The following is a 22,420-nucleotide window of genomic DNA, read 5'->3' as shown; positions in this document are numbered from 1 at the left end:
GCCCACCCCCGCACCGCGCCCCGGCGCCGGTCCCACGATGCTCCGGACGGAGCCGGTCGAGGAGGTCTGATGCGCGCACTGCGCAAGCTCGCACCCGGAGAGGGCCTCGAGCTCACCGAGGTCGAGGAGCCCGGCTGCGGGCCCTGGGAGGTCAAGGTCAGGGTGCTCCGCACCGGGATCTGCGGGACCGATCTGCACATCCTCTCCTGGGACGCCTCGGCGGAGTCGATGTGCGACACGGTCCCCTTCACCCCCGGCCACGAGTTCTACGGCGAAGTGGTCGAGATCGGCGCCGAGGTCACGGACGTGCGCGTCGGCGATCGGATCTCCGGCGAGGGCCACGTGGTGTGCGGGACCTGTCGCAACTGCCGCGCCGGGCGGCGCCAGATGTGCAACCGCGTGCGCTCCGTCGGCGTGCAGCGCGACGGCGCCTTCGCCGAGTACGTGACGCTCCCCCACGAGAACGTCTGGGTGCACGAGCACGACGGCCGCACGGACCTGATCAGCCCCGAGCTCGGCGCCGCCTTCGACCCGCTGGGCAACGCCGTCCACACGGCGCTGAAGTTCCCGCTCGTCGGCGAGGACGTGCTGATCACCGGGGCCGGGCCGATCGGCCAGATGGCCGCAGCGGTCGCGCGCCACGCCGGCGCCCGCTACATCACGATCACCGACATCTCCCCGCAGCGCCTGGCGATGGCCGAGGAGTGCGGGGCCGACGTGGTCCTCGACGTCTCCACGACGCGGGTGCGCGATGCGCAGCGGCGCCTCGGGATGCGCGAGGGCTTCGACGTGGGCCTCGAGATCACGGGCCAGGCCCGCGCCCTGCAGGAGATGATCGAGAACATGAACCACGGCGGGAAGATCGCCCTGCTGGGACTGCCCGCGACGCAGTTCGAGATCGACTGGACCGCCGTCGTCACCCGCATGCTCACCCTGCAGGGCATCTACGGCCGCGAGATGTTCGAGACCTGGAACGCGATGAGCGCGATGCTCTCCACCTCCCCCACGCTGCGCGGCGCGATCGAGCGCACCATCACGCACGTCCTGCCCGCGACCGACTGGGAGCAGGGCTTCGCCCTCGCGAAGGCCGGCTCGGCCGGGAAGGTGCTCCTGGACTGGAGCGCCCTCGACGACTGACCGCGCCCGCTCCCGCACCCCACGACCCGAACGACCCGGAGGCTCCCATGTACACCGCCCTCAAGGACCAGCTGACCGCCGAGCTCGCCGCCCTCGAGGAGGCCGGCACCTACAAGCACGAGCGGGTGATCACCACCGCCCAGGGCAACCGCATCACCGCCGGCCCCATCGGCCGCGACGGCGCCGAGGTGCTGAACTTCTGCGCCAACAACTACCTGGGCCTGGCGGATGATCCGCGCCTGGTCGAGGCGGCGAAACAGGCCCTCGACGAGCGCGGCTTCGGCATGGCGTCGGTGCGCTTCATCTGCGGCACCCAGGATCTCCATCTTCAGCTCGAGCAGGCGGTCTCCGCCTTCCTCGGCACCGAGGACACCATCCTGTTCTCCTCCTGCTTCGACGCCAACGGCGCCGTCTTCGAGCCGCTGTTCGGCACGGAGGACGCGATCATCTCCGACGAGCTGAACCACGCCTCGCTCATCGACGGCATCCGGCTCTCGAAGGCCGCTCGCTTCCGCTACCGCAACGCCGACCTCGCGGACCTGCGCACCCAGCTCGAGGCGGCCGCCGCGCTCCACGACGGGCACGGCGCGCGCCGCACCATCATCGTCACCGACGGCGTCTTCTCGATGGACGGCTATCTCGCCCCGCTGCCCGGCATCTGCGACCTGGCCGACGAGTTCGGGGCGCTGGTCCTCGTCGACGACTCCCACGCCGTCGGCTTCATGGGCGAGACCGGGGCCGGCACGCCCGAGCACTTCGGCGTCTCGGATCGGGTGGACCTCTACACCGGGACCTTCGGCAAGGCCCTCGGCGGGGCGAGCGGGGGCTATGTTTCGGGCCGGGCCGAGATCGTCGCGATGCTGCGCCAGAAGGGCCGCCCCTACCTGTTCTCCAACTCGCTCGCCCCCGCGATCACCGCTGCGACGCTGCAGGCCCTCGAGCTCGTCGAGGGCAGTGCCGAGCTGCGCGCGACCCTGTTCCGCAACGCCGAGCTGTTCCGCACGCGCATGAGCGAGGAGGGCTTCGAGCTGCTGCCGGGAGAGCACGCGATCGTGCCGGTCATGTTCGGGGACGCCGCGCTCGCGGCGCGCATCGCCGACCGCATGCTCGAGAACGGCGTGTACGTCACCGCCTTCTCGTACCCGGTGGTGCCGCAGGGGAAGGCCCGGATCCGGGTGCAGCTCTCCGCCGCGCACACCGAGGCCGATGTCGAGGCCGCCGTCGCCGCTTTCGTCAGGTCCCGGGCCGCCGAGCAGGGGTGAGCTCCCCCTCCTCGACCGCCCGCAGCAGCTCCGTTCCGCTCCGCCCGAGCGGGTGCGCGGAGTCGTAGGCGGTGACCAGGGCGAGGGAGAGGCGCACCGACCAAGCCCGGGCGCGCTCGAGGAGCGCCGACCATCGCGCCTCGTCCTCGATGCCGTTCCAGGTGGCGTGCCGGCGGTAGCGGGCGAGGAGCTCCCCGCGGGGATCGTGCAGCAGCAGGGCCCCGAGGTCGCTCGCCGGGTCGCCGAGCGTCGCATCGCCCCAGTCGATCAGCGCTCCCGTGCGGGCCCTGTCGCGGACCGCGTCGTGGTCCTCGTCGGGTGCCGGGTCGCGGTCCGGGTCGACCGTCGGGACCACGACGTTGCCCGGATGCGGGTCCCCATGGAGCAGCCGGTCCTCGCCGTCCCAGACCGGTGCCTCGAGCCCCCGGTCGGCCACGTCGCGCGCGGCACGACGGAGGTCTGCCGGCAGCTCGGCCCGCTCCAGGTCCGCGGCGAGGGCCTCGGCACGGCCGGCGAGCGGCACGCCGCGCACCGGGTTCCGCTCGAGGTCGGCCAGGTCGCGCGGAGGGAGCGAGTGCAGGGCTGCGAGCATCGAGGCCAGGCCCGTGGCGCTGCGGCGGCGGTGCGGCAGGCTCGACTCCGCCGCACTGCGTCCGGGAACCCAGGGGATCAGCAGGGCGTCGGGGGCGGTGGCCAGGATCGTCGGGATCCGCAACGGGAGCTCGGCGGAGAGCAGGGCCAGTCGCCGCAGCACGGCCAGCTCCCGATCCCGCAGCGGGCGCGCGCTGCGGCGGCGGACGACGCGCAGGACCACCGGGAGGCCGTCCACGGTGCCGACCGGCCAGAGCACGTTGTCCCATCCCTCGCCGGCCGGCCGCGGCGCGAGATCGACATCGACATCGAGAGACCCGCGTCGGACTCCCGGCTCGGGCACGAGCTGCATCAGCAGATGCCGGACGCGCTCCCGGTCGACCGGGAGGTCCGCCGCGGGCGGGGCGGGTCGGGAGGCGGGCATCCGTGAAGGCTACGCGCCCGCGGTCGGCGTGTCCCCCGTCGGACCCACCGGATCGCTCTCGCACCGCGCGGACGCACCACGGTCCCGCCCCCTCGGGAGGACGGGACCGCGGTGCGGAGGGGACGAGGGGCGGCGTCAGCCCTGCGCCGAGGTCTCCTCGGTGGGCTTCTCGCCCCGGCTCTCGAGCTCGGCGAGGATCTCGCGGTGCTTGGCATCGCTCATCGGGTAGAAGTGCATGACCACGATCGCGAGGACCATCGAGACGGCGGGCAGCAGGCCCGTGGCCACGTTGATGCCGAAGATCGTCTCGGCGCTCTGCGCGGCGGCGGTGCCGTCGTAGCCGAACCAGCCCAGGATTCACAGGCCCACCGCGCCACCGAGGGCCTGCGAGCATTTCCGCACGAAGGAGAACACCGCGTAGGTGGTGCCCTCGTTGCGGATGCCGGTCTTCCACTCGCCGTACTCGACGGAGTCCGCCTCCATGTTCCACATGAGGGTGTTGGCCGTGCTGTTCGCGATGCCGAAGAGCCCGAAGCCGACGAAGGCGAGCCACACGAGCTCCTGCGAGGCGAGGAACAGCAGCACACCGGCGACGATGCCGACGACCCCGGCGACCTGGAACAGCCGCGGCTTGCCGAGCTTCTTGGCGAGGACCGGGATGAACGCGCCGGTCACGAGGATCGCGCCGGACATGAGCACCTGGTTCACCGCGATGAGCGTCGCGTTCCCGAGCACGTCGCGGGCGTAGTACGCCATCATGCCCGAGGCGCCGAAGACGCCGACCAGCATCAGGACGGAGGACAGGGCGAGCATCTGCAGCGCTCGGTTCGAGGCGATGGTGGCCACGCTCGCCCGCAGGCTCACCCGGTCCACGGAGCGCTGCACGTTCTCGCGCGCGGTGAGGAAGAGGAAGACGTAGAGGGCGATCGCGAGGACGCCGAGGGGGATCAGCGCGGTGAGGATCGCGTTCTGCAGCCCGGCGGGATCGCCGCGGAAGGAGTTGATCGCCGGGGCGATCGCGAGGGCCACGACGATCTGCATCAGGGCCGAGCCGACCGACCGGGCGACGGCGAGGCGCGAGCGCTCGGCGCGGTTGTCGGTCATCGCGGCGGCGAGCGAGCCGTAGGGGATGTTCACCGAGGTGTAGGCGACCGACCCCATCAGGAAGTACATGATGAAGGCCCAGGCGACGCCGGCCGCGGTGCCGTAGAGCGACGCGGGCATCGCGAAGTTCAGGATCGCGAGGACCACGAGGGGCACGGAGCCGGCGAGGATCCAGGGTCGGAACTTGCCGAATCGGGTGCTGGTGCGGTCGATCAGGGAGCCCATGAGCACGTCGGTGACGGCGTCGACCGCGCGCATCAGCAGGAACATGAGGCCCACGACCGCGGGGCCGATCTGCGCGACGTCGGTGAGGTAGACCGCGAGGAAGGACATCGCCAGGGAGAAGGCGAGGTTGTTCGCCGCGTCACCGCCGGCGTACGCGACGTAGTTCAGCGGGTTCAGCCGCTGCAGGCCGCGGGCCGACGCGGCCTGGGGTGCGGTGTTCGAAGTGGTGCTCATCATCATCCTTGATCCGGGAGCTCTCGAGCGGGGTGTGCTCGGGGAGGCGCCCTTGCCGTTGCGGAGGACGCTCCCAGAGCGCAGATGCCCCCTCACCCAGTTGTCACGGGTTGCCACAGTTTCCAGCGAGATCGTCAGCACATTGCGACGCCGCTCACATCGCACCTCATCCCGGCCCGTGCGGGATGGCAACCGGCGGCATCCTCCCGGGGTGCACTCCGCTCTCTGGGCGCTCCTCGGCAACGGACGGGAAGACCGCGATCGCGGCGACGGCACGCCGTACGGTGGCGTCGTGGACGGAGCGCGCCGTCCCGGGGCGACTTCCCCCCTCACCCCCAGGAGGTTCGCATGGCCCGCATCGGGATCCAGCTCATGATGCTCAAGGACCACATCGCCCGCGAGGGCGTTCTGCCCGTGCTCGAGCAGGTGAGCGAATCGGGCTTCCAGGTCGTGGAGGTCTCCCAGATCCCCATGACCGAGCAGAACGTCGCCGACATGGAGACCGCCCGCGAGCAGCTCGGCATCGAGTACGCCGCGATCTCCGCGAAGACCTCCGCCCCCGCCGGGAGCGAGGACCTCACCCTCGAGCAGCACTTCGACCTGCACGTCGAGCACGCCCGTCGCCTCGGCACCTCGATGCTCCGCATCGGGATGATGCCGCTGCCTGCCATGCGCTCCGCCGAGGCGATCGACGCCTTCGCCCGCGAGGTCGACGAGTACGCGCAGCGCTTCGCCGCGCTGGGCCTCTCCCTCAGCTATCACAACCACCATGTCGAGTTCGCCCGGCTCGAGGGTCGCACCGTCCTCGAGCGGCTGCGCGAGCAGGCCCCGCACCTGCGCTTCGAGATCGACTGCCACTGGGTCCAGCGCGGCGGCCGCGACCCGCAGCGCACCCTCGCCGCCTTCGACGGCGTCCTCGACCTGGTGCATCTGAAGGACTACCGCATCGTGCTCCCGCCCGCGGAGGTGCTCGACGCCGTCGAGGCCGGGGACCGCGGCGCCTGGGGCGAGTTCTGGTCGGGCTCGATCGTGCAGTTCGCGGAGGTCGGCTCGGGGACGCTCGACTGGGGCCCGATCATCGAGCAGGGCATCGCCGCCGGCGCCCAGCACTTCCTCATCGAGCAGGACCAGACCTACGGCCGGGACATCTTCGCGTCCCTGGCCGACTCCCGCGCCCACCTCGTCTCCCTCGGATACGAGTCCCTCCTGACCGGATCGGAGCCCGCGTGACCGCTCAGCCCCACCTCTCCAGCCGCCACAAGTCGATCCTCGAGGTCGACGGGCTGCGCTTCCGCGACCTCGACGCCGACGGCGCGCTGAGCCCCTTCGAGGACTGGCGCCTCTCCCCCGCCGAGCGCGCCGCCGATCTCGTGGCCCGCATGGCGCCCGACGAGAAGATCGGCCTGATGGTCATCTCCTCGCGCCCCATGGGCATCTCGCAGCACAACAAGGACTTCACCAGCCACGACGGCGTCCTCGACGAGCAGCACCTGCCGATAAAGCTCGACCCGCACACCAGCGCCGGGATCCCCTTCGAGGGCACCACCGAGATGATCGCCGAGAAGCACATGCGGCACTTCATCATGCGCGAAGAGCCCACGGGCGCTCGCATCGCGACCTGGATCAACACGATGAACGAGGTCGCCGAGCAGACCCGCTTCGGCATCCCCGTCCTCGTCGCGGCGAACTCGAAGAACGAGGCCGGCGGCTTCAAGATGGGCGGCACCCCCGAGGACCAGCCCTTCGCCCAGTGGCCCGGGACCCTCGGGCTCGCGGCGACCGGCTCCCTCGAGCTCATCGAGTCCTTCGCCCGGCACTCGCGAGCCGAGTGGGCGGCCTCCGGGCTGCGCAAGGGCTACATGTACATGGCGGACGTCTTCACCGACCCGCGCTGGTTCCGCGGCCACGGCACCTTCGGCGAGGACCCCCGCTTCGTCGCCGCGGCGATCGGCACCATCGTGCGCACCTTCCAGGGCGAGGACGGCCTCGAGGCGGACGGCGTGGCGCTGACCACGAAGCACTTCCCCGGCGGCGGCGCCCGCGAGAACGGCACCGACCCCCACTACGCCGAGGGCCGTTTCAACATCTATCCGACCGAGGGCTCCCTCGAGGAGTACCACCTGCCGCCCTTCCAGGCCGCGATCGACGCCGGCACCGCCTCGGTGATGCCGTACTACGCGATCCCGTCGGCCGAGAAGTCCGCGACCCCGCAGGGCCGGGTCACCGACTTCGAGCAGGTCGGCTTCGCCTTCAACCGGGAGATCCTGGGCCTGCTGCGGAGCATGGGCCACCGCGGCTACATCAACTCCGACTCGGGTGTGCTCTCGAAGATGGCCTGGGGCGTCGAGGACCTCACGACCCCCGAGCGCGTCGGCCGCGCCGTCATGGCAGGGACCGACATGTTCGCCGACACCAATGACGTCGCCTCCGTGCGCGAGGCGTACCTCGCCGGCGAGTTCACCACGCAGCGCCTCGACGAGGCCGCTCGGCTCCTGCTAGCGGAGCTGTTCGCGCTGGGCCTGTTCGAGAATCCCTACGTCGATCCCGAGCGGGCCGACGAGGTGGTCGCGAACGCTGAGGCCGTCGCCGCGGCACAGGAGGCCCACCGTCGTTCGGTGGTGCTCGCCAAGAACCGCGCCGCGACCCTGCCGCTGGCCGCCGCGGACCTCTCCGGGAAGCGCGTCTACCTCGAGCTGTTCGCCCGCGACCTGCGGGTCAAGGAGCTCGACGCCCTGCGGTCCCGGATCGCCGCCGCCCACCCCGAGGTCGAGTTCACCACCGACCACCGCGGCGCGGACGTGGCGATCGTGCTCATGGCCCCGTTCATCGGCAGCTACTTCGAGTTCGTCGGCATCGGGGACCTCGCGATCGACGAGCACTCGCACGTGGACCTCGAGAAGGTGCGGCGGATCCGCGAGAGCGTTGGCATCCTCGTCGTGGGGCTCAACGCGAAGTTCCCCTGGCTGCTCGACGGGGTCGAGCCGCTCGCGGATGCCCTGCTGATCGGCTTCGACACCGACTGGGACGCGATCGTCGACGCGGTCTTCGGGGCGTTCTCCCCCAGTGGCCGCCTGCCGATCACCTTCCCGATCTGCGCGGAGGCCATAGCCATCGATACGGAAGGCCGCTGCGCCTCGCCGAACGACGTCCCCGGCTTCGCCAAGGAGCAGCACATGGACGGCCGCCCGTACGTGTACGTCGACGCGGACGGCAACCGCTACGAGCTCGGCCACGGCCTCGGCTACGAGGGCTGAGCCGGCTCCTCCGCCACGCCCCCGCCCTCACCTCGCCGAGAGGGCGGGGACGTGGCGGCGCTGTTGTGCTCACCGCGTGGGTACATAGTGGGTACAGGAACGCGAGAGGCCCCCTCCCCCGCGCATCAGCGCAGGTGAGGGGGCCTCTCGTCGGTGAGTGCAGCGTGGAGCCGGCGGGAATCGAACCCGCGTCCGATAGTGCGAAGCCAGGGCTTCTCCGGGCGCAGTCCGCGAAAACGTGTTCTCAGTCCCGACGCTCGCACGGACACGTCGTCGACGGACTCAGTCACTCTGAGGTGTTCATCCTTCCCCGGTGACCAGGGTCGGCAGCAGTGGCTCCTTAGCTGATGGAACGATCCGGGTCAGGAGCACCCCCGGGGTTCCAGACTGCTAACGCTGATCAGGCAGCGAGAGCGAAGTCAGTGCGCTTGGGTTCGGCACTTATTGGTTTCCAGAGAACGTTTACGAGATGACTCTGGATTCTCGGCCCGCTTCCCCTCGCTGGACAACTACCGTCGAAACCGATCGGCCCCTGGCGTGGGAAGGCATGACTATCGTGACGGCCTGATGGCCGTCCTGCACTCACTCTTCGGTTGTCAATCACCCACGGGCGCCCCCGGGGGAACGCCGTGGATCTAGTCTACCGCGCCCCACCGACGGACAGAAGCGAATATCCCTCAGCTCACGGCGAAGCGCCGGGGGCTGGACCAGGCAGTCCTCCGCGCCGATGATGACGCGATGAGCAGCTTCGAGATGGCCGGGATGCGGATCGAGATCGACCCCGAGACCCTGCGGGAGACCGTCGCGGATCCCGCAGCCCTCGCGAGCTGGTGCGCCGAGAACCCCGAGGATCCGCGCACGGTGGCCGGTCTGCGCATCGTGGGCCGGCTCGACGAGGCCGCCGCCGCGGGGAGGCGGGCCCTCGATCAGTCGGGGCTGTCGCCGGTGATGCGAGCGGTGCGCCGCACCCGCTATGCGCAGGTACTGCAGTGGCAGGGAGCCTTCCTCGCGGCCGAGGAACAGATGGACCTCGCCGCCGAGGAAACCGGGTTCGAGGACCCGACCTCGCCGTCCTCGCTGTCGGCGCTCGCGAGCGTCTTCCAGCACCGCGCGAAGAATCGCTTCGAGCACGCCCGGGCGGAGCAGGCCGCGGACCGGCCCCGTGCCGCCGCCCGGTTGTGGGACGCGGCGCTCGAGGACGCGCGCCGGGCGCTGCTGATGCGGGAGCGTCTGGGCGTCGCCGATCAGGGCCTCCTCGCGTCGAGCCGCCAACTGGTCGCCCGGCTGGAGCGGCGGGACCTCGGGGCCGCGGAGCCGTCGGAACGATCCGGCGTCTGAGCCGGCGTCGGGCCGAACCCTCCGGGCACCGCGGGCGACCCCTCCGAGAGGGGCTCGCGTCGGCTGCAGCCCCGCGGTCGACGACCGGGGTCAGGCGATCTCGCGCTGGCGCATGGCGCGTTGCGCCTCGCGCATGTCCTGCTTCTCGCGGAGGGTCTGGCGCTTGTCCCATTCCTTCTTGCCGCGGGCGAGGCCGATGAGCACCTTCGCGTGCGAGCCGAGGAAGTACATCTCGAGCGGCACGATCGTGTAGCCCTTCTCGCGGGACTGGCTCGCGAGCTTCTCGATCTCCCGCTTGTTCAGCAGGAGCTTGCGCTTGCGCCGCGCGGCGTGGTTGGTCCAGGTCCCCTTCACGTAGGGGGCGATGTGGGCGTTGTCCATCCACACCTCGCCACCCTCGACATAGCAGTAACCGTCGATCAGCGAGGCTCCCCGATCCCGCAGCGACTTCACCTCGGTGCCGGTCAGGACGATGCCCGCCTCCCACGTGTGGTCGATGAAGTAGTCGTGACGAGCTCGCTTGTTCGAGGTGATCAGCTTCTTCTGGGGGCCGTCGTCCGCCGCGGACTTCTTCGCAGCGCCCTTCTTCGCGGACATGGGTCCCTCCTCGCGGATCCTCGTGGTGGTCGGTGCCGGTGCCGCGGGATGCCTCCCCGCCCGGACCGGATCCCCCAGCTTACGCGCCAGTCAGCGGCGGGGCGAGGGAATATGGCGCGCCCCGCTCGCGAGGCAGCGCTCCGCTGCGGTGCGTCGGCTCGCGGCCCGACCCGGTCTCAGATGTACTTCGTCGGATTGACGGCGTTGCCGTCCTCGTGGACCTCGAAATGCAGGTGGCAGCCGGTCGAGGAACCGGTCGTGCCGACGTAGCCGACCGTGTCCCCGGCGGAAACCTCCGCCCCGACCGGCAGCGCGAAGCCCTGCAGGTGGTGGTAGCTGGTGGTGATCAGCTTCCCGTTCTGGATGCCGTGGCTGAGGATGATCTTGTTGCCCGCACCGCTGTTGTAGGTGCGGGCGATCACGCGGCCGGAGTGCGCGGCTCCGACGGGCACGCCGCAGGCAACGGGGAAGTCCACGCCCGCGTGCAGCTTGCGCGTGCCGTAGATCGGATGGACCCGCCAGCCGAAGTTGGAGTTCAGGCGGGCATCCACGGGGCGCACCCAGCCGCTCGAGCTCGAGGACGACGACCCGCCGCCGCCACCGCTGCTCGAGCTCTTCTTCGCGGCGGCGGCCTCCCGCTCGGCCCGCTCGCGCTCCTGACGGGCGAGCTCCTCGATCTCCGAGTCGAGGGTCGAGCTGCGGGTCTCCAGGGTGGAGACGTCCCCCTCGTACTGCGCCTTCTTCGTCTCGAGGTCGTCGCGCTGGGTGATCTGCGTGGCGTACAGGGCGTCGAGGTCGGCCTTCGCGTCGGCCGCTGCCTGCTCGGCGGCCTCGGTGCGGGCGACCGCCGCCTCCGCCTCGATCTTCAGATCCGCGATCTCCTCGCGGACGGCCTCGAGGCGGTCCGCGGAGTTCTCCGTGACCGCCTGGTCGCTGCGGAGATCGTCGAGGCGGGTGCCCTGGGAAGCCAGGGTCAGGCGGTAGTTCATGGAGCGGTCCACCGCGTCCTGCGGCTCCTCGCCCCCGAAGTAGATGGTCGAGGGGTTGGGCAGGCCCCCGCCCTTGTACGCCTCGAGCGCGATCTGCGACAGCTCCTCGTCGCTGCGGTCGACCTCGACCTGGCCGTCCTCGACCTCGCCCGAGAGCTCGGCCTCCGCCTCCTCGGCGGCCGCGAGGCGCTCGCCGGTGACGCGGTCGTCCTCCTGGGCCGCCGCGAGCTCGGCCTGGGCGTCCTCGAGGTCCTGCTGGGCGATCGGGATCTGCAGCTCGGTCTCGGCGAGGGCGAGATAGGTGGAGGCGAGATCGTCGTTGACGCCCTCGAGCTCGAGGCGGAGGTCCTCGAGCTGCTGGTCGACGCTCTCGCGCTCGGCGATCTTGTCCTCCTTGGTGGGGGCGGCCCAGGCGGAACCGGGCAGGCCCAGCGCGGGCACGACCAGGAGCGCGCCGACGGCGAGGAGGGACAGCGGACGGTGCAGACGGCGCAGGAGCATGCTCACACCTTCAGATGTCGGTTGAGGGAGACCACGGAGGAGGCGATCGACAGCACCGCCCCGAGGACGACCAGGGTCGGGGCCGCCCAGAGGAGGTCCGCGGTGGAGACCGTGATCAGCTGCTCCCCGAGGGTGGGCGCGAGCCAGCGGGCGACGATGTACTCGAGGCCCACCCAGAGCATCCCCGAGGCGATCAGGCCGCCGATGATCGCGGCGACGGCACCCTCCAGCAGGAAGGGCAGCCGGATGAAGACATTGGAGGCACCCACCAGGCGCATGATCGCGATCTCGCGGCGCCGGTTCGCGACCGACATCCGGATGGTCGTGGCCACGAGCAGCACCGCCGCGATCAGCATCAGCACCGCGAGCCCGAGGGCGAAGAGGGTGGACTGGTTGAGGACGTCGATGAAGGGGGCGTATGTGCTCAGGAGGTCGGTGACCTCGTCCACGCCGTCGCGGCCCTGGAAGAACTCGACCACCGCCGCGGAGTCGTCGGCGTCCTGCAGGGTGATGTGGAAGGAGACGGGCATGTCCTCGGCGGTGAAGTTCGAGACGAACCCCTCCCCCGCGAACTGCTCCTGGTAGATCGCGAGCGCCTCCTCCTGGGAGCGTTCGTCGTAGGAGGCGACGTACTCCGAGAGCACGTCGCCCTCGAGCGCCTCGCGCACCGAGTCGATCTGGGCGTCGGTCGCCGCCCCGCCCGCGCAGGAGGCGGCGGTCGAATGCGGGGAGCACAGGAAGATCGTCACCTGCGACTGCTCGACGAGCGTCGCCTTCATGTCCATGATCTGCTTCTGCATCAGCAGTCCGGTGCCCACGAAGGTCAGCGAGACGGCGGTGACGATGACCACCGAGATCACCATCGAGACGTTCCGCCACAGGCCCGAGACGATCTCGCCGAGGATGTAACGGGCCCTCATCGGGTGACCTCCTCGTCCTCGTCGAAGGCGTCCGCGTCGAAGGCATCCGCGTCCCGCTCGCGGCGGGACGCGCGCTCGTCGATCAGGTCCTCGTCGAGCACGTCCGTGCCCTCCGGCTCCGCGGTGCCGGGGGTCCGACCGTCCTCGTCCGAGAGGTCGATTGCGTCGGACGGACGATCGAGGTCCTCATCGTCCTCGCGGACCGCCTCCGAGGGCTCGTCCGCGGCTCGATCCTCTGCGCTGTCCGGGCTCGCGACCGTGACGACCAGCTCGTCCTCCGATTCCGCCTCGACCCGCAGGGACGAGTCGTCAGGGAGGTTCCCGGAGATCACCGAGACGGCCTCGGCGGAGTCGTATCCGCCCTCGTCTTCGTCGCGCACGACGACGCCGCCGACCATCTCCACGACGCGGCGCCGCATGCGGTCCACCGCCGCCCGGTCATGGGTGGCCATGACCACGGTGGTGCCGCGCTCGTTGATCTCCGCAAGCAGGTCGAGAATGCCCTCGGCGGTCGAGGGGTCGAGGTTGCCGGTGGGCTCGTCGGCCAGCAGGATCGAGGGGCGGTTGACGTAGGCGCGGGCGATCGCGACGCGCTGCTGCTCGCCGCCGGAGAGCTCGTGCGGGAGCCGCTTGCCCTTGTCCTCGAGACCGACCATCTCGAGCATCTCGGGGACCAGGCGCCGCACGATCTTGCGCGGGGTGCCGATCACCGCGAGGGCGAACTCGATGTTCTGGTAGGCGGTCTTCGAGGGCAGCAGGCGGAAGTCCTGGAACACCATGCCGATCTCGCGGCGCAGGGCGGGCACCCGCCAGGACGGGATCCGGGAGAGGTCCTTGCCGGCGACGTAGACGGTGCCGCGGGTGGGGGCGACCTCCTTGAGCACCATGCGCATGAGGGTCGACTTGCCGGACCCGGAGGCGCCGACGAGGAAGACGAACTCCCCGCGGGAGAACTCGATGTCGAGATTCTCCACCGCGGGGTGCTGACCGCGCATGTACGTCTTGGTGACGTTGTCGAAACGGATCACGGGAACCTGTCACATCGGGGGTGTCGAGCGACTCCAGCGTAGGGGCGCGCCGCGGCGGGACACGGTCAGGGCATGCGGGATCCGGGTCAAGACCTGGTCAAGGCCTGGTGGGGCCGGTCACGTCGTGCGCTCCGCGGCCCGCCCGGTCCCTCCGCCGACGGGTCGGCGCCGTGCTGGGCCGACGCGATGGCGGTCCGGTGGGGTCTCGGTCCGACGGCACCTTCGTGGGCCGGTGGGGTCGCGGTCCGACGAGAACGCCCGAGCTCGGGTCGGCTCAGTCCTCGGACTTGGACTGCCCGGCGCGCCAGCGGATGCCGGCGTCGATGAACTCGTCGATCTCGCCGTCGAACACCGAGGCGGGGTTGCCCTCCTGGTACTCGGTGCGCAGGTCCTTCACCATCTGGTACGGGTTCAGGACATAGGAGCGCATCTGGTCGCCCCAGCTGGCCTTGACGTCGCCCGCGAGTTCCTTGCGCTCGGCGGCCTCCTCGGCGCGCTTGAGCAGCAGCAGGCGGGACTGCATGACCCGCAGCGCCGCGGCGCGGTTCTGGATCTGGGACTTCTCGTCCTGCATCGACACGACGGTGCCGGTGGGGATGTGGGTCATGCGCACCGCCGAGTCGGTGGTGTTGACCGACTGGCCGCCGGGGCCCGAGGAGCGGAAGACGTCGATCTTCAGCTCGTTCTCGGGGATCTCGATGGAGTCGGTGGACTCGATCAGGGGGATCACCTCGACCGCGGCGAAGGAGGTCTGCCGGCGGCCCTGGTTGTCGAAGGGGCTGATGCGCACCAGGCGGTGCGTGCCGCCCTCGACGGAGAGGGTGCCGTAGGCGAAGGGGGCGGAGACCTCGAAGGTGACGGACTTCAGGCCCGCCTCTTCCGCGTAGGAGGTGTCCATGACCTTGGCCGGGTAGCCGTGCCGCTCGGCCCAGCGCAGGTACATGCGCAGGAGCATCTCGGCGAAGTCCGCGGCGTCCACTCCGCCGGCGCCCGCGCGGATGGTGACGACGGCGTTGCGCTCGTCGTACTCGCCGGCGAGGAGGGTGCGCACCTCGAGCTCGTCGAGGGTGCGGTGGATGGAGACCAGTTCCTTCTCGGCCTCGGCGAGGGTGTCGGCGTCGTCCTCCTCGGCGGCGAGCTCGACCATCACCTCGAGGTCCTCGATACGGCTCGCGAGCTCGCTGATGCGGCGGCGCTCGGCCTGTGCGTGGGAGAGTGCGGCGGTGACCTTCTGGGCGTTCTCGACGTCGTCCCACAGGTCCTGGGCGGAGGCCTGCTCCTCGAGCTCCGCGATCTTCGCGTCGAGCGCGTCGATGTCCGTCACCTGCTCGATCGAGGACAGGGTCGATCGGAGCTGCGGGATCTCTGCGGAGAAGTCGGTGGAAGTCACAAGGGGTGAGTCTACGGCAGTGCCCCTCAGGGGCCGGGGGTTTCCGGGGCGACGCCGGACAGGGAGCGTCCGATCTCACGGCCGACGAGCTCGAGCAGCTCCTCGCCGCGGGCGATCGCGTCGGGGACGTCCGCGGCGCGGGAGAGCAGGTCCCAGGCGCGGGAGATCCCGGCCTCGTGCAGCTGGGCGGTGTCGAGGTCGATCGCCCCGGCGACGGCGAGGACCTCGGCGCCGGCGGCGACGGCGCGGCGCGCGACCTCCGCGGGCCCCTTGCCGTGGAGGGTCTGCGCGTCGAGCCTCCCCTCACCGGTGAGCACCACGGCGGCACCCTCCAGGCGGGTGTCGAAGTTGGCGAGCTCGAGGACGACATCGGCGCCGGAGCGCTGGGTGGCGCCGAGCACCAGGAGGGCGAAGCCCGCTCCCCCGGCGGCCCCCGCTCCGGGAGCGTCACGGTGGACGGCCCCCGGGTCGAGGAGCTCCGCGGCGGCCGCGAGCACGGCGTCGGCCTCCCGCACCTCCTCCGGACCGAGGCCCTTCTGCGGTCCGTACACCGCGGCGGTCCCCTCCGGGCCGAGCAGCGGGTTCTGGACGTCGTTCGCGGCGACGAGGTCGATCCCTCGGAGCCGGTCGCGGGCCGGGCCGAGGTCGACCTCGGCGAGCTCGCGCAGTCCCGCGAGTCCGGGGCCGATCGGGGCGCCGTCGGCCGTGAGTAGACGGGCGCCGAGCGCCTGCAGCAGCCCTGCCCCCGCATCGGTCGAGGCGCTGCCTCCGAGGCCGACGACGAGCTGGCGCGCCCCGGCGTCGATCGCCGCGGCGATCAGCTCTCCGAGCCCGTGGGTCGAGGCGGTCTGCGGGGCGAGGGTGCCGCCGGGGAGGGCCTTCAGGCCGACGGCATCGGCGAGCTCGAGGACGGCGGTGTCGCCGTCGAGGGCCCAGGTGGTCTCGTGCCTCGCGCCGGTCGGTCCCGTGATGGTCGCTCTGCCCGCGGTCGCGCCGGCGGCGACGGCGGCGTCGACGGTGCCGTCCCCGCCGTCGGCGATGGGGCAGGCCAGGATCCGGATCTCCGGGGCGGTCGCGGAGATCCCGCGGGAGAGGGCGCCGACGACCTCCGCGGCGGTGAGGGAGCCCTTGAACTTGTCCGGGGCGAGCAGCAGGGTGCGCGCGGTCATCGCGATCTGGCCTCTCCTTCGACGGTCAGCGGGACCGAGGTGCCGGTGCCGCGCGTGAACCATCCTGCCAGGGGCGGGTCAGTGCGCGCCGCGAGGACCACGTGCACGGTGCCATCGTCGTCGACGGAGACGTCGGCGAGCTGCAGATCGTGGGTGCGGGAGGAGTCGAGCGGGTAGGACGCCAAGTGGTCCTGCGCCGCGCGACGGGCGGAGCCGGGGTGGATGACGGGGCCGTCGGAGGAGTCGTAGATCCGGGAGGGGTCCACGGCCTGGGAGCCGGCGAGCGCTGCGGCGTCGGCGGCGTGCTGCAGGGCGGTCCGCTCGAGCTGCACCCCGGTGATGGCGGTACCGACGCCGATGACCATGAGGACTACGACCAGCACCCCCGTCGTGAGCAGGGTCATCGACCCGGTCGTCTCGGCGAGGCGGAGCCGGAGCGCCCGGGCGGCGCGGCGGAGCGGACGGTCTCGCGGATGCGGGGACCGTGTGGGGGTCGCGGTGCGGCGGCCTCTCATGCGCGGTGCATGTCGACGGGGACGGAGTGCGAGGCGCCGACTGTGATCGGCCCGTCGTCGCCGAGGATCGGTCCCAGCCCGGGGACGGGCACGGGGATGCGGACCGTGGCGACGACGGTCCCGCCCGGGCTCGAGCAGGGGTCCTCGGAGCAGCGGATCTCCACGACGTCCCCGGGCTCCAGGCCGAAGTCCTCGAGGACCAGATCGGTATGCCGGGCGGTGCGTTCGGCGGCGATCTGCGGGTCGGGCTCGACCGCGTGGATCCGTGCGGCATCCCGCGAGATGGTGTCGGCGGCGAAGACGGCGGCCTGCACCGACCCGAGCGTCAGCACGAGGTAGAGGCTGGGGATGAGCAGCGCCGCGGAGAGCACCACGAACTCCACCACGGCGTTGCCGCGGTCCTCGCGCAGTCGCCGCGCCGTGCGGCGGACCGCGTTCACCACTGCTCCTCGTCGAGAGCGCGCCCCTCGACGGCGAGCGTCCCGCTCGGCCCGAGCAGACCGACCAGCGGGAGGGTCGCGGTGATGCGGACGTGGATCGTCCCGTCGGGGTCCTGGACAGCCGTCGCCTCCGCGCCGAGGGCGTCGCCGTAGCGCCTCTCGAGGAGCTCCTCCGCACGCTGCGCCCCGTCCTCGGCATCGGATCCCGCGAGCGCCCCGAAGTGGGCGCCCTGCACCGCGGCGTCGACGAGCGAGTTCCGGGTGTGGACGATCAGCGAGGCCTGGATGATCGCGAGGCCGATCAGCACGATCAGGACCGCGACCATCGGGAACTCGACGACCGCCGCACCGCGATCGGACCTCAGCCGCGCGAGGATCCCTCCCGACGCACGGGTCGCGGCCCCGTGCGTCGATACGCACGGACCGGCACCGTCCCGGGACGAGGAACTGGAGGCGCACACGGTGTGGTTCCGTCCGCGCTCAGAGGCTGCCGCCGAGGAACGGGGCCATCGCGTTCTCGAAGATGCGCACGATCTGGTCGGATGCCACGGCCCACAGGGCGACGACGATCCCGGCAGTCATCAACGTGATCAGCACCCACCCGGGCACGTCCCCGCTGTCGTCCCGCAGGCGGGCGAGGAGTCGCTGGGCGAGGTGGCGGCGGCGGGTGGGGCTCGCGGCGGCGAGGTCGGTGACGCCGCAGGCATCGGGGGCGCCGCCGGCGCCGGGTCGACGGAGCGGACGGTTGCGGTGGACGGTCATGATCTCCTCCTGGAGGTCGGACCGGGGGTGGGTTCCCCCGGTCGGGATGGGGTGCTGCGGTCGTATGGGGCTGGTCGGGTGTCCGGACCTGGCGGTCGGCCGGGGAACAGGGGCCGGCGCGGGGTCACAGGGAGATCTCCAGGACCGCGAGACCGGGGAAGATGGCGAACACGATCACGAGCGGCATCACGAAGAACACGACCGGGACGAGCATGTAGATCTCGCGCCGCCCCGCCATCTCCATGAGGTCCCGCTTCGACGCTTCGCGCGCGTCCTGCGCCTGGGCGCGCAGCACCTCGGCCAGGGGTGTTCCGCGTTCGATCGCGATGGACACGCCCTCGCCGAAGCGGGCGAGCGCGTGGAGGGGCGTGCGGGTGCCGAGGGAGGCGAGGGCCTGGGCGACCGTGGTGCCCGCGCGGATGTCGGCGACGGTGGCGGCGAATTCGTCGGGCAGGGCGCCCGACGAGGTGCGGGCCACCCGCTCCATCGCGGCGATCGGGCTCTCTCCGGCCGCGACCGCGAGCGCGAGGAGGTCCGCGATGGTGGGGAATTCGCGGGCCATCCGGCTCGCACGTCGGGTGATCTCCACTCCCAGGAGGTAGTCGCGCAGGAGCACGCCCGTCAGAGCTCCGAGGATCACGATGGCGAGGCCGAGCAGCGGGCCGGCGCCGCGCAGGGTGATCGCCCCGAGGGCGATAGCGATGCCGAGCACCATCCCGAGGACACCGCAGACGACCTGCTCGATACGGAAGGAGTCGACGGAGGTGCGGCGTCCGGCGAGCCGCAGTCGGCGCTCGAGCTGATCGGCGCCGCCGGTGAGCCGTTCGAGGAGGCCGATCGTGCGCTCGGCGACGGGGCCGAAGAGGTTCTCCGCCACGACCCGCGCCCGGCCGGGCGTCCGGGGTGCCCCGAGGAGGGAGCTCCTGCCGGGTCGGCGCAGGTAGGGGTCGATCCTGGCGGCGAGGTCGCGTCGGCGCAGCCAGGGCAGCTGGCCGGCGAGGAGCGCGAGACCCGTTCCGAGGACGAGGCCGAGCAGGGCTCCGGCGAGCATCGGGGTGGCACCGGTCATCGCAGCACCCGCTCGTCCTGCGGCAGGCGGGCGATGAGGATCATGACCCGGTAGGCGAGCAGCGAGATCCCGGCCCCGGCGAGGATCATCGCCACCCCGGCGGGCGAGTCGTAGGCTTGTGCCGCCTCGGGGCGGGTCGACATCAGGGCGAGCACGATCCACGGTGCGGCGAGGGCGAGCCGGGCGGCGTTGACGGTCCAGGACTGGCGGGCTTCGAGCTCGGCGCGGGTGCGGGCGTCCTCGCGCAGGAAGGCGGAGAGGGTGCGCAGCAGCCCGCCAAGGTCGGTGCCGCCGACGTCCCGGGTGATCCGAAGCGCCTCGACGATGCGATCCCCCACGGGGTCCGCGAGGCGATGCTTGAGCCGGTCGAGGCAGACGGCGAAGTCCCCGGTGGCCTGGTAGTCGAGGGAGAACTCGTGGAACGCCGGACGGAGCTGCTCGGGCCCCTTCCGGCTGAGCTGCACGAGCGACTCCGGGAGGGACAGCCCGGCACGGATCGCCGAATGGATGTGGTCCACCGCCTCGGGCCACACCTCGCGCAGGGCGGTGGTCCGGCGGCGGGCGGCGCCGCGCAGGATCACCGGCGGCAGCACGGCGGCGACGGAGCCGATGGTGAGGGCGGGCACGACCGCCGTCGAGACCGCCCAGAGGATCGCGGCGGCCACCAGGCCGAGGCCGACGCTGAGCGCGGGCACGGCGATCGGCGGGACGCTCGCGAGCCCGACGACGAGCAGGTCCTCCCGGATCCGCTCGAGGCGACGCTGCAGGGGTCCCTCGCGCTCGGGACGTCCCTCCTGCTCCCACAGGGACCACCAGATCGCGAGGAGGCCCAGCCCCGCCAGGAGGCCGAGGAAGGCGCCGCCGCTCATGCCGCCTCCGCTCGGCGCAGGATCGCGGTGAGGTCGTACCCGGCCCGGGCGAACCGTTCGACGTGCGGAGGATGCCCGTCGCCGCGCACGAGCCGGTCCCCGCGCAGTGAGAAGAGGTCGCTCACCTCGATCGTCTCGTCCTCGACGCGTCCGGACAGCCCGGCGATCTCCCGGACCCGCCGCCGCCCGTCGGGGAGGATGTCGAGGTGGACGACGAGGTCGATGGCGCTCGCGACCGTCGGCACCACGAAGCGGGAGGAGACGTTCTCCCCCGCCAGCAGCGGGAGGGTGCACAGCTTCACGACGGCGTCCCGCGCCGAGTTCGCGTGGATCGAGGCGAGGCCCGGTAGGCCGGAGTTGAGGGCGATCAGCATGTCGAGCGATTCCGCCTCCCGCACCTCGCCGACGATCACGCGACTGGGCCGCATCCGCAGGGCCTCCTTCACCAGGCGGCGCATCGAGATCTCGCCGGCCCCCTCGAGGTTCGCCTGCCGGGTCTGCATCGCGACCACGTCGCGCAGGCGGAGGTCGAGCTCGAACACCTCCTCGATGGTGACCACCCGCTCCCGCGGGCCGACGGAGCCCGCGAGGCAGCGGAGGAAGGTGGTCTTCCCCGCCCCTGTCGCCCCGGAAGTGATGATGTTCAGGCCCGAGGCGACGGCGGCGTGCAGGAAGTCAGCGGACTGCTGCGTGAGGGATCCGAGGGCGACCAGGCCGTCGAGGTCCTGGGCGCGGGCGATGAACTTGCGGATGTTCACGGCCCAGTGGGTGCGGGTCACGCTCGGGATCACGACATGGAGGCGCGATCCATCGGGCAGCAGCGCGTCGACGAAGGGCGTGGACATGTCCAGGCGGCGACCGGAGCTGACCAGCATCCGCTCGACGATGCCACGCACCTCGTCGTCGCTCAGCACGATCGTGGTCAGCTCACTGCGACCGTTGCGCGCGAGGAAGACCTGGCTCGGCGAGTTCAACCAGATCTCCTCGACCGTCGGATCGTCGAGGAGTTCCTGGAGGGGGCCGAAGCCGCCGATGCGCGCGGCGACCTCGGCGACCAACGTGTCGGGTTCGCGCAGCACGGGCACCTCGCCGGAGGCGGAGCGTCGGTCGTAGTCGGCGACCACCTCGCGGATGAGCGGCTCGAGCTGATCCGCGCGGGCATCCAGCCCGCGCCTGCGGATCAGCTCTCGCGACTCGTTCTCGATGACGGCAGTGACGTCCATCCGGTCCCCTCGCACCCCGCGCCGGGACTCCATGCTCCCGACGTGCGGTGCCGGCGCACCGCCTCGGCCACCCTAAGCAGGTCCGGGCGACGCGCGCACCCCGCTCCCCGGATTTGTGGATAACTCGCCCAGCCCGCTCCCATGGCAGGATGACGGCAGTCAGCCCGACGACTTCCCCCGAGGAGCTCTCCATGGCAGCGACCACGACGAACGGCGAGGACGCCCCGAAGCTGTCCGCGCCCACGCTGAAGTACATGGCGAAGCGGGTGATCGCGGAGTTCGTCCGCGACGGCGGCACCGACCAGGCCGCGAAGCTCACCTACTTCATGGTCCTCTCGATCGCGCCGACGCTGCTGGCGCTGTTCTCGCTGGCGACACTGCTGCTCGCGGACATCAAGGACCAGATCGCGGATCTCCTGGTGGACCTCATCAACCAGGCGGCCGGCGGCAGCGGCCTCGGCGCCGAGGACGCGGTGCGCTCGACCGTCACCTCGCTGATGGGCTCCGCGACCGGAGGCACGGTCGCCCTGATCATCGGTATCGGCACGGCCCTGTGGTCGGCGTCGGCGTACATCAAGGCGTACGGCCGCGTGGCGAATCAGATCTACGAGGTGCCCGAGGGGCGCGGTCCCCTCCGGATGAACGGCACGATGCTCGCCCTGACCGTCGCGATCATCATCGGGATCCTGCTGGTGATGGTCTCGGTGCTGCTGAACGCCTCGCTCGTGGAGGGACTGCTGGGACCGATCGCCTCGAGCATCGGCGCGCAGGGCCTGCTGACCTTCCTGCTGGACTCCTTCCTGCCGATCTGGGCCTTCGCGAAGTGGCCGGTGATCCTGGTGATCGCCTTCGCCCTGATCTCACTGCTGTACTGGGGCGCCCCGAACGTCGACAAGCCCTTCCGCTTCATCTCCCCCGGTGGGGTCTTCGCGATCCTCGGCATCGCCGTCGCGGCGGTCGCTCTCTCGATCTACATGAGCACGGTCGCCGGCTACTCGAGCTACGGTGCGATCGGCGGCATCATGGCCGTGCTCTTCGCGCTGTGGGTCATCAACATCGTGATCATCCTCGGTGCCGAGGTCGACGCCGAGTACGAGCGGGCCCGCGAGCTCGAGGCCGGCAAGCCCGCCGAGGACTCCCTGGCCCTGCCGATGCGGGAGTCGAAGGGCGCAGCGAAGGCCGAGGACAAGCACGAGGCGATCGTCGACGAGGGCCGCGACATCCGCCTGCGGAACCTCCACCACGACGCCGACGCCTACACCGGCGAGGACGCCCGCCTCACCCCGCGCCACGGCGTGCCCGTGGTCGACGCGGACGGGGACAGGAACAGGGACGAGGACGAGCGCACCGACACCGCCTCCTCCGCAAAGGACTCCTGA

At 71.4% G+C, this 22,420-nt stretch carries 20 protein-coding genes, 1 other RNA gene and 1 pseudogene; 6 read left to right on the top strand and 16 right to left on the bottom strand.

The genetic code is table 11. From position 1 onward, the window contains the following. Nucleotides 1–69: 69 nt before the first annotated feature. Together tdh and V1260_RS02460 are read left to right on the top strand one after the other, a co-directional pair. Nucleotides 70–1,137, top strand: a complete 1,068-nt coding sequence (gene tdh / locus V1260_RS02465) for an L-threonine 3-dehydrogenase (RefSeq protein WP_329745213.1) — start codon at nt 70–72, stop codon at nt 1,135–1,137. Between the two features lie 47 nt (nt 1,138–1,184). Beyond that, nucleotides 1,185–2,399, top strand: a complete 1,215-nt coding sequence (locus tag V1260_RS02460) for a glycine C-acetyltransferase (protein WP_329745212.1) — start codon at nt 1,185–1,187, stop codon at nt 2,397–2,399. Here V1260_RS02460 and V1260_RS02455 read toward each other — a convergent pair. Together V1260_RS02455 and V1260_RS02450 are read right to left on the bottom strand one after the other, a co-directional pair. Continuing rightward, nucleotides 2,371–3,414 (bottom strand): phosphotransferase, encoded by a 1,044-nt coding sequence (locus V1260_RS02455; protein ID WP_329745211.1) that lies wholly within the window; start codon nt 3,412–3,414, stop codon nt 2,371–2,373. The two genes, V1260_RS02460 and V1260_RS02455, sit on opposite strands and share 29 nt — an antisense overlap. Before the next feature lie 135 nt (nt 3,415–3,549). Next, nucleotides 3,550–4,977, bottom strand: a pseudogene (locus tag V1260_RS02450) (glycoside-pentoside-hexuronide (GPH):cation symporter). Nucleotides 4,978–5,325: 348 nt separating this feature from the next. On the opposite strand from V1260_RS02450, the gene V1260_RS02445 reads away from it, so the two are divergent. Next, complete coding sequence (locus tag V1260_RS02445; protein WP_329745210.1) at nt 5,326–6,207, top strand: sugar phosphate isomerase/epimerase family protein; 882 nt, start codon at nt 5,326–5,328, stop codon at nt 6,205–6,207. Further along, nucleotides 6,204–8,231, top strand: a complete 2,028-nt coding sequence (locus V1260_RS02440) for a glycoside hydrolase family 3 protein (protein WP_329745209.1) — start codon at nt 6,204–6,206, stop codon at nt 8,229–8,231. The genes V1260_RS02445 and V1260_RS02440 overlap by 4 nt, the downstream gene beginning before the upstream one ends. A gap of 162 nt (nt 8,232–8,393) precedes the next feature. Here the strand turns inward: V1260_RS02440 and ssrA are convergent. Continuing rightward, nucleotides 8,394–8,764, bottom strand: a transfer-messenger RNA (tmRNA) gene (ssrA, locus tag V1260_RS02435). Between the two features lie 205 nt (nt 8,765–8,969). On the opposite strand from ssrA, the gene V1260_RS02430 reads away from it, so the two are divergent. Then, on the top strand, nt 8,970–9,569 hold the full coding sequence (locus V1260_RS02430; RefSeq protein ID WP_329745208.1) for a hypothetical protein: 600 nt from the start codon (nt 8,970–8,972) through the stop codon (nt 9,567–9,569). Nucleotides 9,570–9,659: 90 nt separating this feature from the next. On the opposite strand, the gene smpB is transcribed toward V1260_RS02430, so the two are convergent. From smpB to V1260_RS02365, 13 genes are all read right to left on the bottom strand, one after another. Next, the gene (smpB, locus tag V1260_RS02425) at nt 9,660–10,166 is read right to left on the bottom strand and encodes an SsrA-binding protein SmpB (RefSeq protein ID WP_329745207.1); all 507 of its coding nucleotides are present in this window, start codon (nt 10,164–10,166) and stop codon (nt 9,660–9,662) included. 176 nt (nt 10,167–10,342) lie between these two features. Then, nucleotides 10,343–11,656, bottom strand: coding sequence for a peptidoglycan DD-metalloendopeptidase family protein (locus tag V1260_RS02420; protein WP_329745206.1), 1,314 nt, complete (start codon nt 11,654–11,656; stop codon nt 10,343–10,345). Nucleotides 11,657–11,658: 2 nt separating this feature from the next. Then, nucleotides 11,659–12,576 carry a permease-like cell division protein FtsX gene (ftsX, locus tag V1260_RS02415; protein ID WP_329745205.1) on the bottom strand — a complete coding sequence of 306 codons (918 nt, stop codon included), beginning with the start codon at nt 12,574–12,576 and terminating at the stop codon, nt 11,659–11,661. Continuing rightward, the gene (gene ftsE / locus V1260_RS02410) at nt 12,573–13,604 is read right to left on the bottom strand and encodes a cell division ATP-binding protein FtsE (protein ID WP_329745204.1); all 1,032 of its coding nucleotides are present in this window, start codon (nt 13,602–13,604) and stop codon (nt 12,573–12,575) included. Before ftsE ends, ftsX begins: the two co-directional genes overlap by 4 nt. A gap of 274 nt (nt 13,605–13,878) precedes the next feature. Continuing rightward, nucleotides 13,879–14,994 carry a peptide chain release factor 2 gene (gene prfB / locus V1260_RS02405; protein WP_329745203.1) on the bottom strand — a complete coding sequence of 372 codons (1,116 nt, stop codon included), beginning with the start codon at nt 14,992–14,994 and terminating at the stop codon, nt 13,879–13,881. Between the two features lie 26 nt (nt 14,995–15,020). Beyond that, on the bottom strand, nt 15,021–16,163 hold the full coding sequence (locus tag V1260_RS02400; RefSeq protein WP_329745202.1) for a glycerate kinase: 1,143 nt from the start codon (nt 16,161–16,163) through the stop codon (nt 15,021–15,023). Continuing rightward, entirely contained in the window at nt 16,160–16,567 is a 408-nt protein-coding gene (locus tag V1260_RS02395; protein ID WP_329745201.1) for a pilus assembly protein TadG-related protein, read from the bottom strand. The genes V1260_RS02400 and V1260_RS02395 overlap by 4 nt, the downstream gene beginning before the upstream one ends. A 107-nt stretch (nt 16,568–16,674) precedes the next feature. After that, complete coding sequence (locus V1260_RS02390; protein ID WP_329745200.1) at nt 16,675–17,118, bottom strand: hypothetical protein; 444 nt, start codon at nt 17,116–17,118, stop codon at nt 16,675–16,677. Next, complete coding sequence (locus V1260_RS02385; RefSeq protein WP_442878105.1) at nt 17,115–17,444, bottom strand: pilus assembly protein; 330 nt, start codon at nt 17,442–17,444, stop codon at nt 17,115–17,117. Before V1260_RS02385 ends, V1260_RS02390 begins: the two co-directional genes overlap by 4 nt. Nucleotides 17,445–17,598: 154 nt before the next feature. Beyond that, nucleotides 17,599–17,880, bottom strand: a complete 282-nt coding sequence (locus V1260_RS02380; RefSeq protein ID WP_329745199.1) for a hypothetical protein — start codon at nt 17,878–17,880, stop codon at nt 17,599–17,601. A gap of 124 nt (nt 17,881–18,004) precedes the next feature. Continuing rightward, nucleotides 18,005–18,949 (bottom strand): type II secretion system F family protein, encoded by a 945-nt coding sequence (locus tag V1260_RS02375; RefSeq protein ID WP_329745198.1) that lies wholly within the window; start codon nt 18,947–18,949, stop codon nt 18,005–18,007. Next, a complete protein-coding gene (locus tag V1260_RS02370; RefSeq protein ID WP_329745197.1) occupies nt 18,946–19,818 on the bottom strand; it encodes a type II secretion system F family protein in 873 nt (290 codons plus the stop codon). Before V1260_RS02370 ends, V1260_RS02375 begins: the two co-directional genes overlap by 4 nt. Then, on the bottom strand, nt 19,815–21,041 hold the full coding sequence (locus V1260_RS02365) for a CpaF family protein (protein WP_329745196.1): 1,227 nt from the start codon (nt 21,039–21,041) through the stop codon (nt 19,815–19,817). The genes V1260_RS02370 and V1260_RS02365 overlap by 4 nt, the downstream gene beginning before the upstream one ends. 191 nt (nt 21,042–21,232) lie before the next feature. Between V1260_RS02365 and V1260_RS02360 the strand changes: the two genes are divergently transcribed. Beyond that, nucleotides 21,233–22,420 carry a YihY/virulence factor BrkB family protein gene (locus tag V1260_RS02360; protein WP_329745195.1) on the top strand — a complete coding sequence of 396 codons (1,188 nt, stop codon included), beginning with the start codon at nt 21,233–21,235 and terminating at the stop codon, nt 22,418–22,420.

This window comes from Brachybacterium sp. J144 (assembly GCF_036321705.1).
Taxonomy (GTDB): Bacteria; Actinomycetota; Actinomycetes; order Actinomycetales; family Dermabacteraceae; genus Brachybacterium.
This window is presented reverse-complemented; position numbering and strand designations above follow the sequence as displayed.

Coding starts and splice junctions, on each gene's coding strand:
- tdh (WP_329745213.1), top strand. CDS start 70: ATGCGCGCACTGCGCAAGCTCGCACCCGGAGAGGGCCTCGAGCTCACC.
- V1260_RS02460 (WP_329745212.1), top strand. CDS start 1,185: ATGTACACCGCCCTCAAGGACCAGCTGACCGCCGAGCTCGCCGCCCTC.
- V1260_RS02455 (WP_329745211.1), bottom strand. CDS start 3,414: ATGCCCGCCTCCCGACCCGCCCCGCCCGCGGCGGACCTCCCGGTCGAC.
- V1260_RS02445 (WP_329745210.1), top strand. CDS start 5,326: ATGGCCCGCATCGGGATCCAGCTCATGATGCTCAAGGACCACATCGCC.
- V1260_RS02430 (WP_329745208.1), top strand. CDS start 8,970: ATGAGCAGCTTCGAGATGGCCGGGATGCGGATCGAGATCGACCCCGAG.
- smpB (WP_329745207.1), bottom strand. CDS start 10,166: ATGTCCGCGAAGAAGGGCGCTGCGAAGAAGTCCGCGGCGGACGACGGC.
- V1260_RS02420 (WP_329745206.1), bottom strand. CDS start 11,656: ATGCTCCTGCGCCGTCTGCACCGTCCGCTGTCCCTCCTCGCCGTCGGC.
- ftsX (WP_329745205.1), bottom strand. CDS start 12,576: ATGAGGGCCCGTTACATCCTCGGCGAGATCGTCTCGGGCCTGTGGCGG.
- V1260_RS02400 (WP_329745202.1), bottom strand. CDS start 16,163: ATGACCGCGCGCACCCTGCTGCTCGCCCCGGACAAGTTCAAGGGCTCC.
- V1260_RS02395 (WP_329745201.1), bottom strand. CDS start 16,567: ATGACCCTGCTCACGACGGGGGTGCTGGTCGTAGTCCTCATGGTCATC.
- V1260_RS02385 (WP_442878105.1), bottom strand. CDS start 17,444: ATGGTCGCGGTCCTGATCGTGCTGATCGGCCTCGCGATCATCCAGGCC.
- V1260_RS02380 (WP_329745199.1), bottom strand. CDS start 17,880: ATGACCGTCCACCGCAACCGTCCGCTCCGTCGACCCGGCGCCGGCGGC.
- V1260_RS02375 (WP_329745198.1), bottom strand. CDS start 18,949: ATGACCGGTGCCACCCCGATGCTCGCCGGAGCCCTGCTCGGCCTCGTC.
- V1260_RS02370 (WP_329745197.1), bottom strand. CDS start 19,818: ATGAGCGGCGGCGCCTTCCTCGGCCTCCTGGCGGGGCTGGGCCTCCTC.
- V1260_RS02365 (WP_329745196.1), bottom strand. CDS start 21,041: ATGGACGTCACTGCCGTCATCGAGAACGAGTCGCGAGAGCTGATCCGC.
- V1260_RS02360 (WP_329745195.1), top strand. CDS start 21,233: ATGGCAGCGACCACGACGAACGGCGAGGACGCCCCGAAGCTGTCCGCG.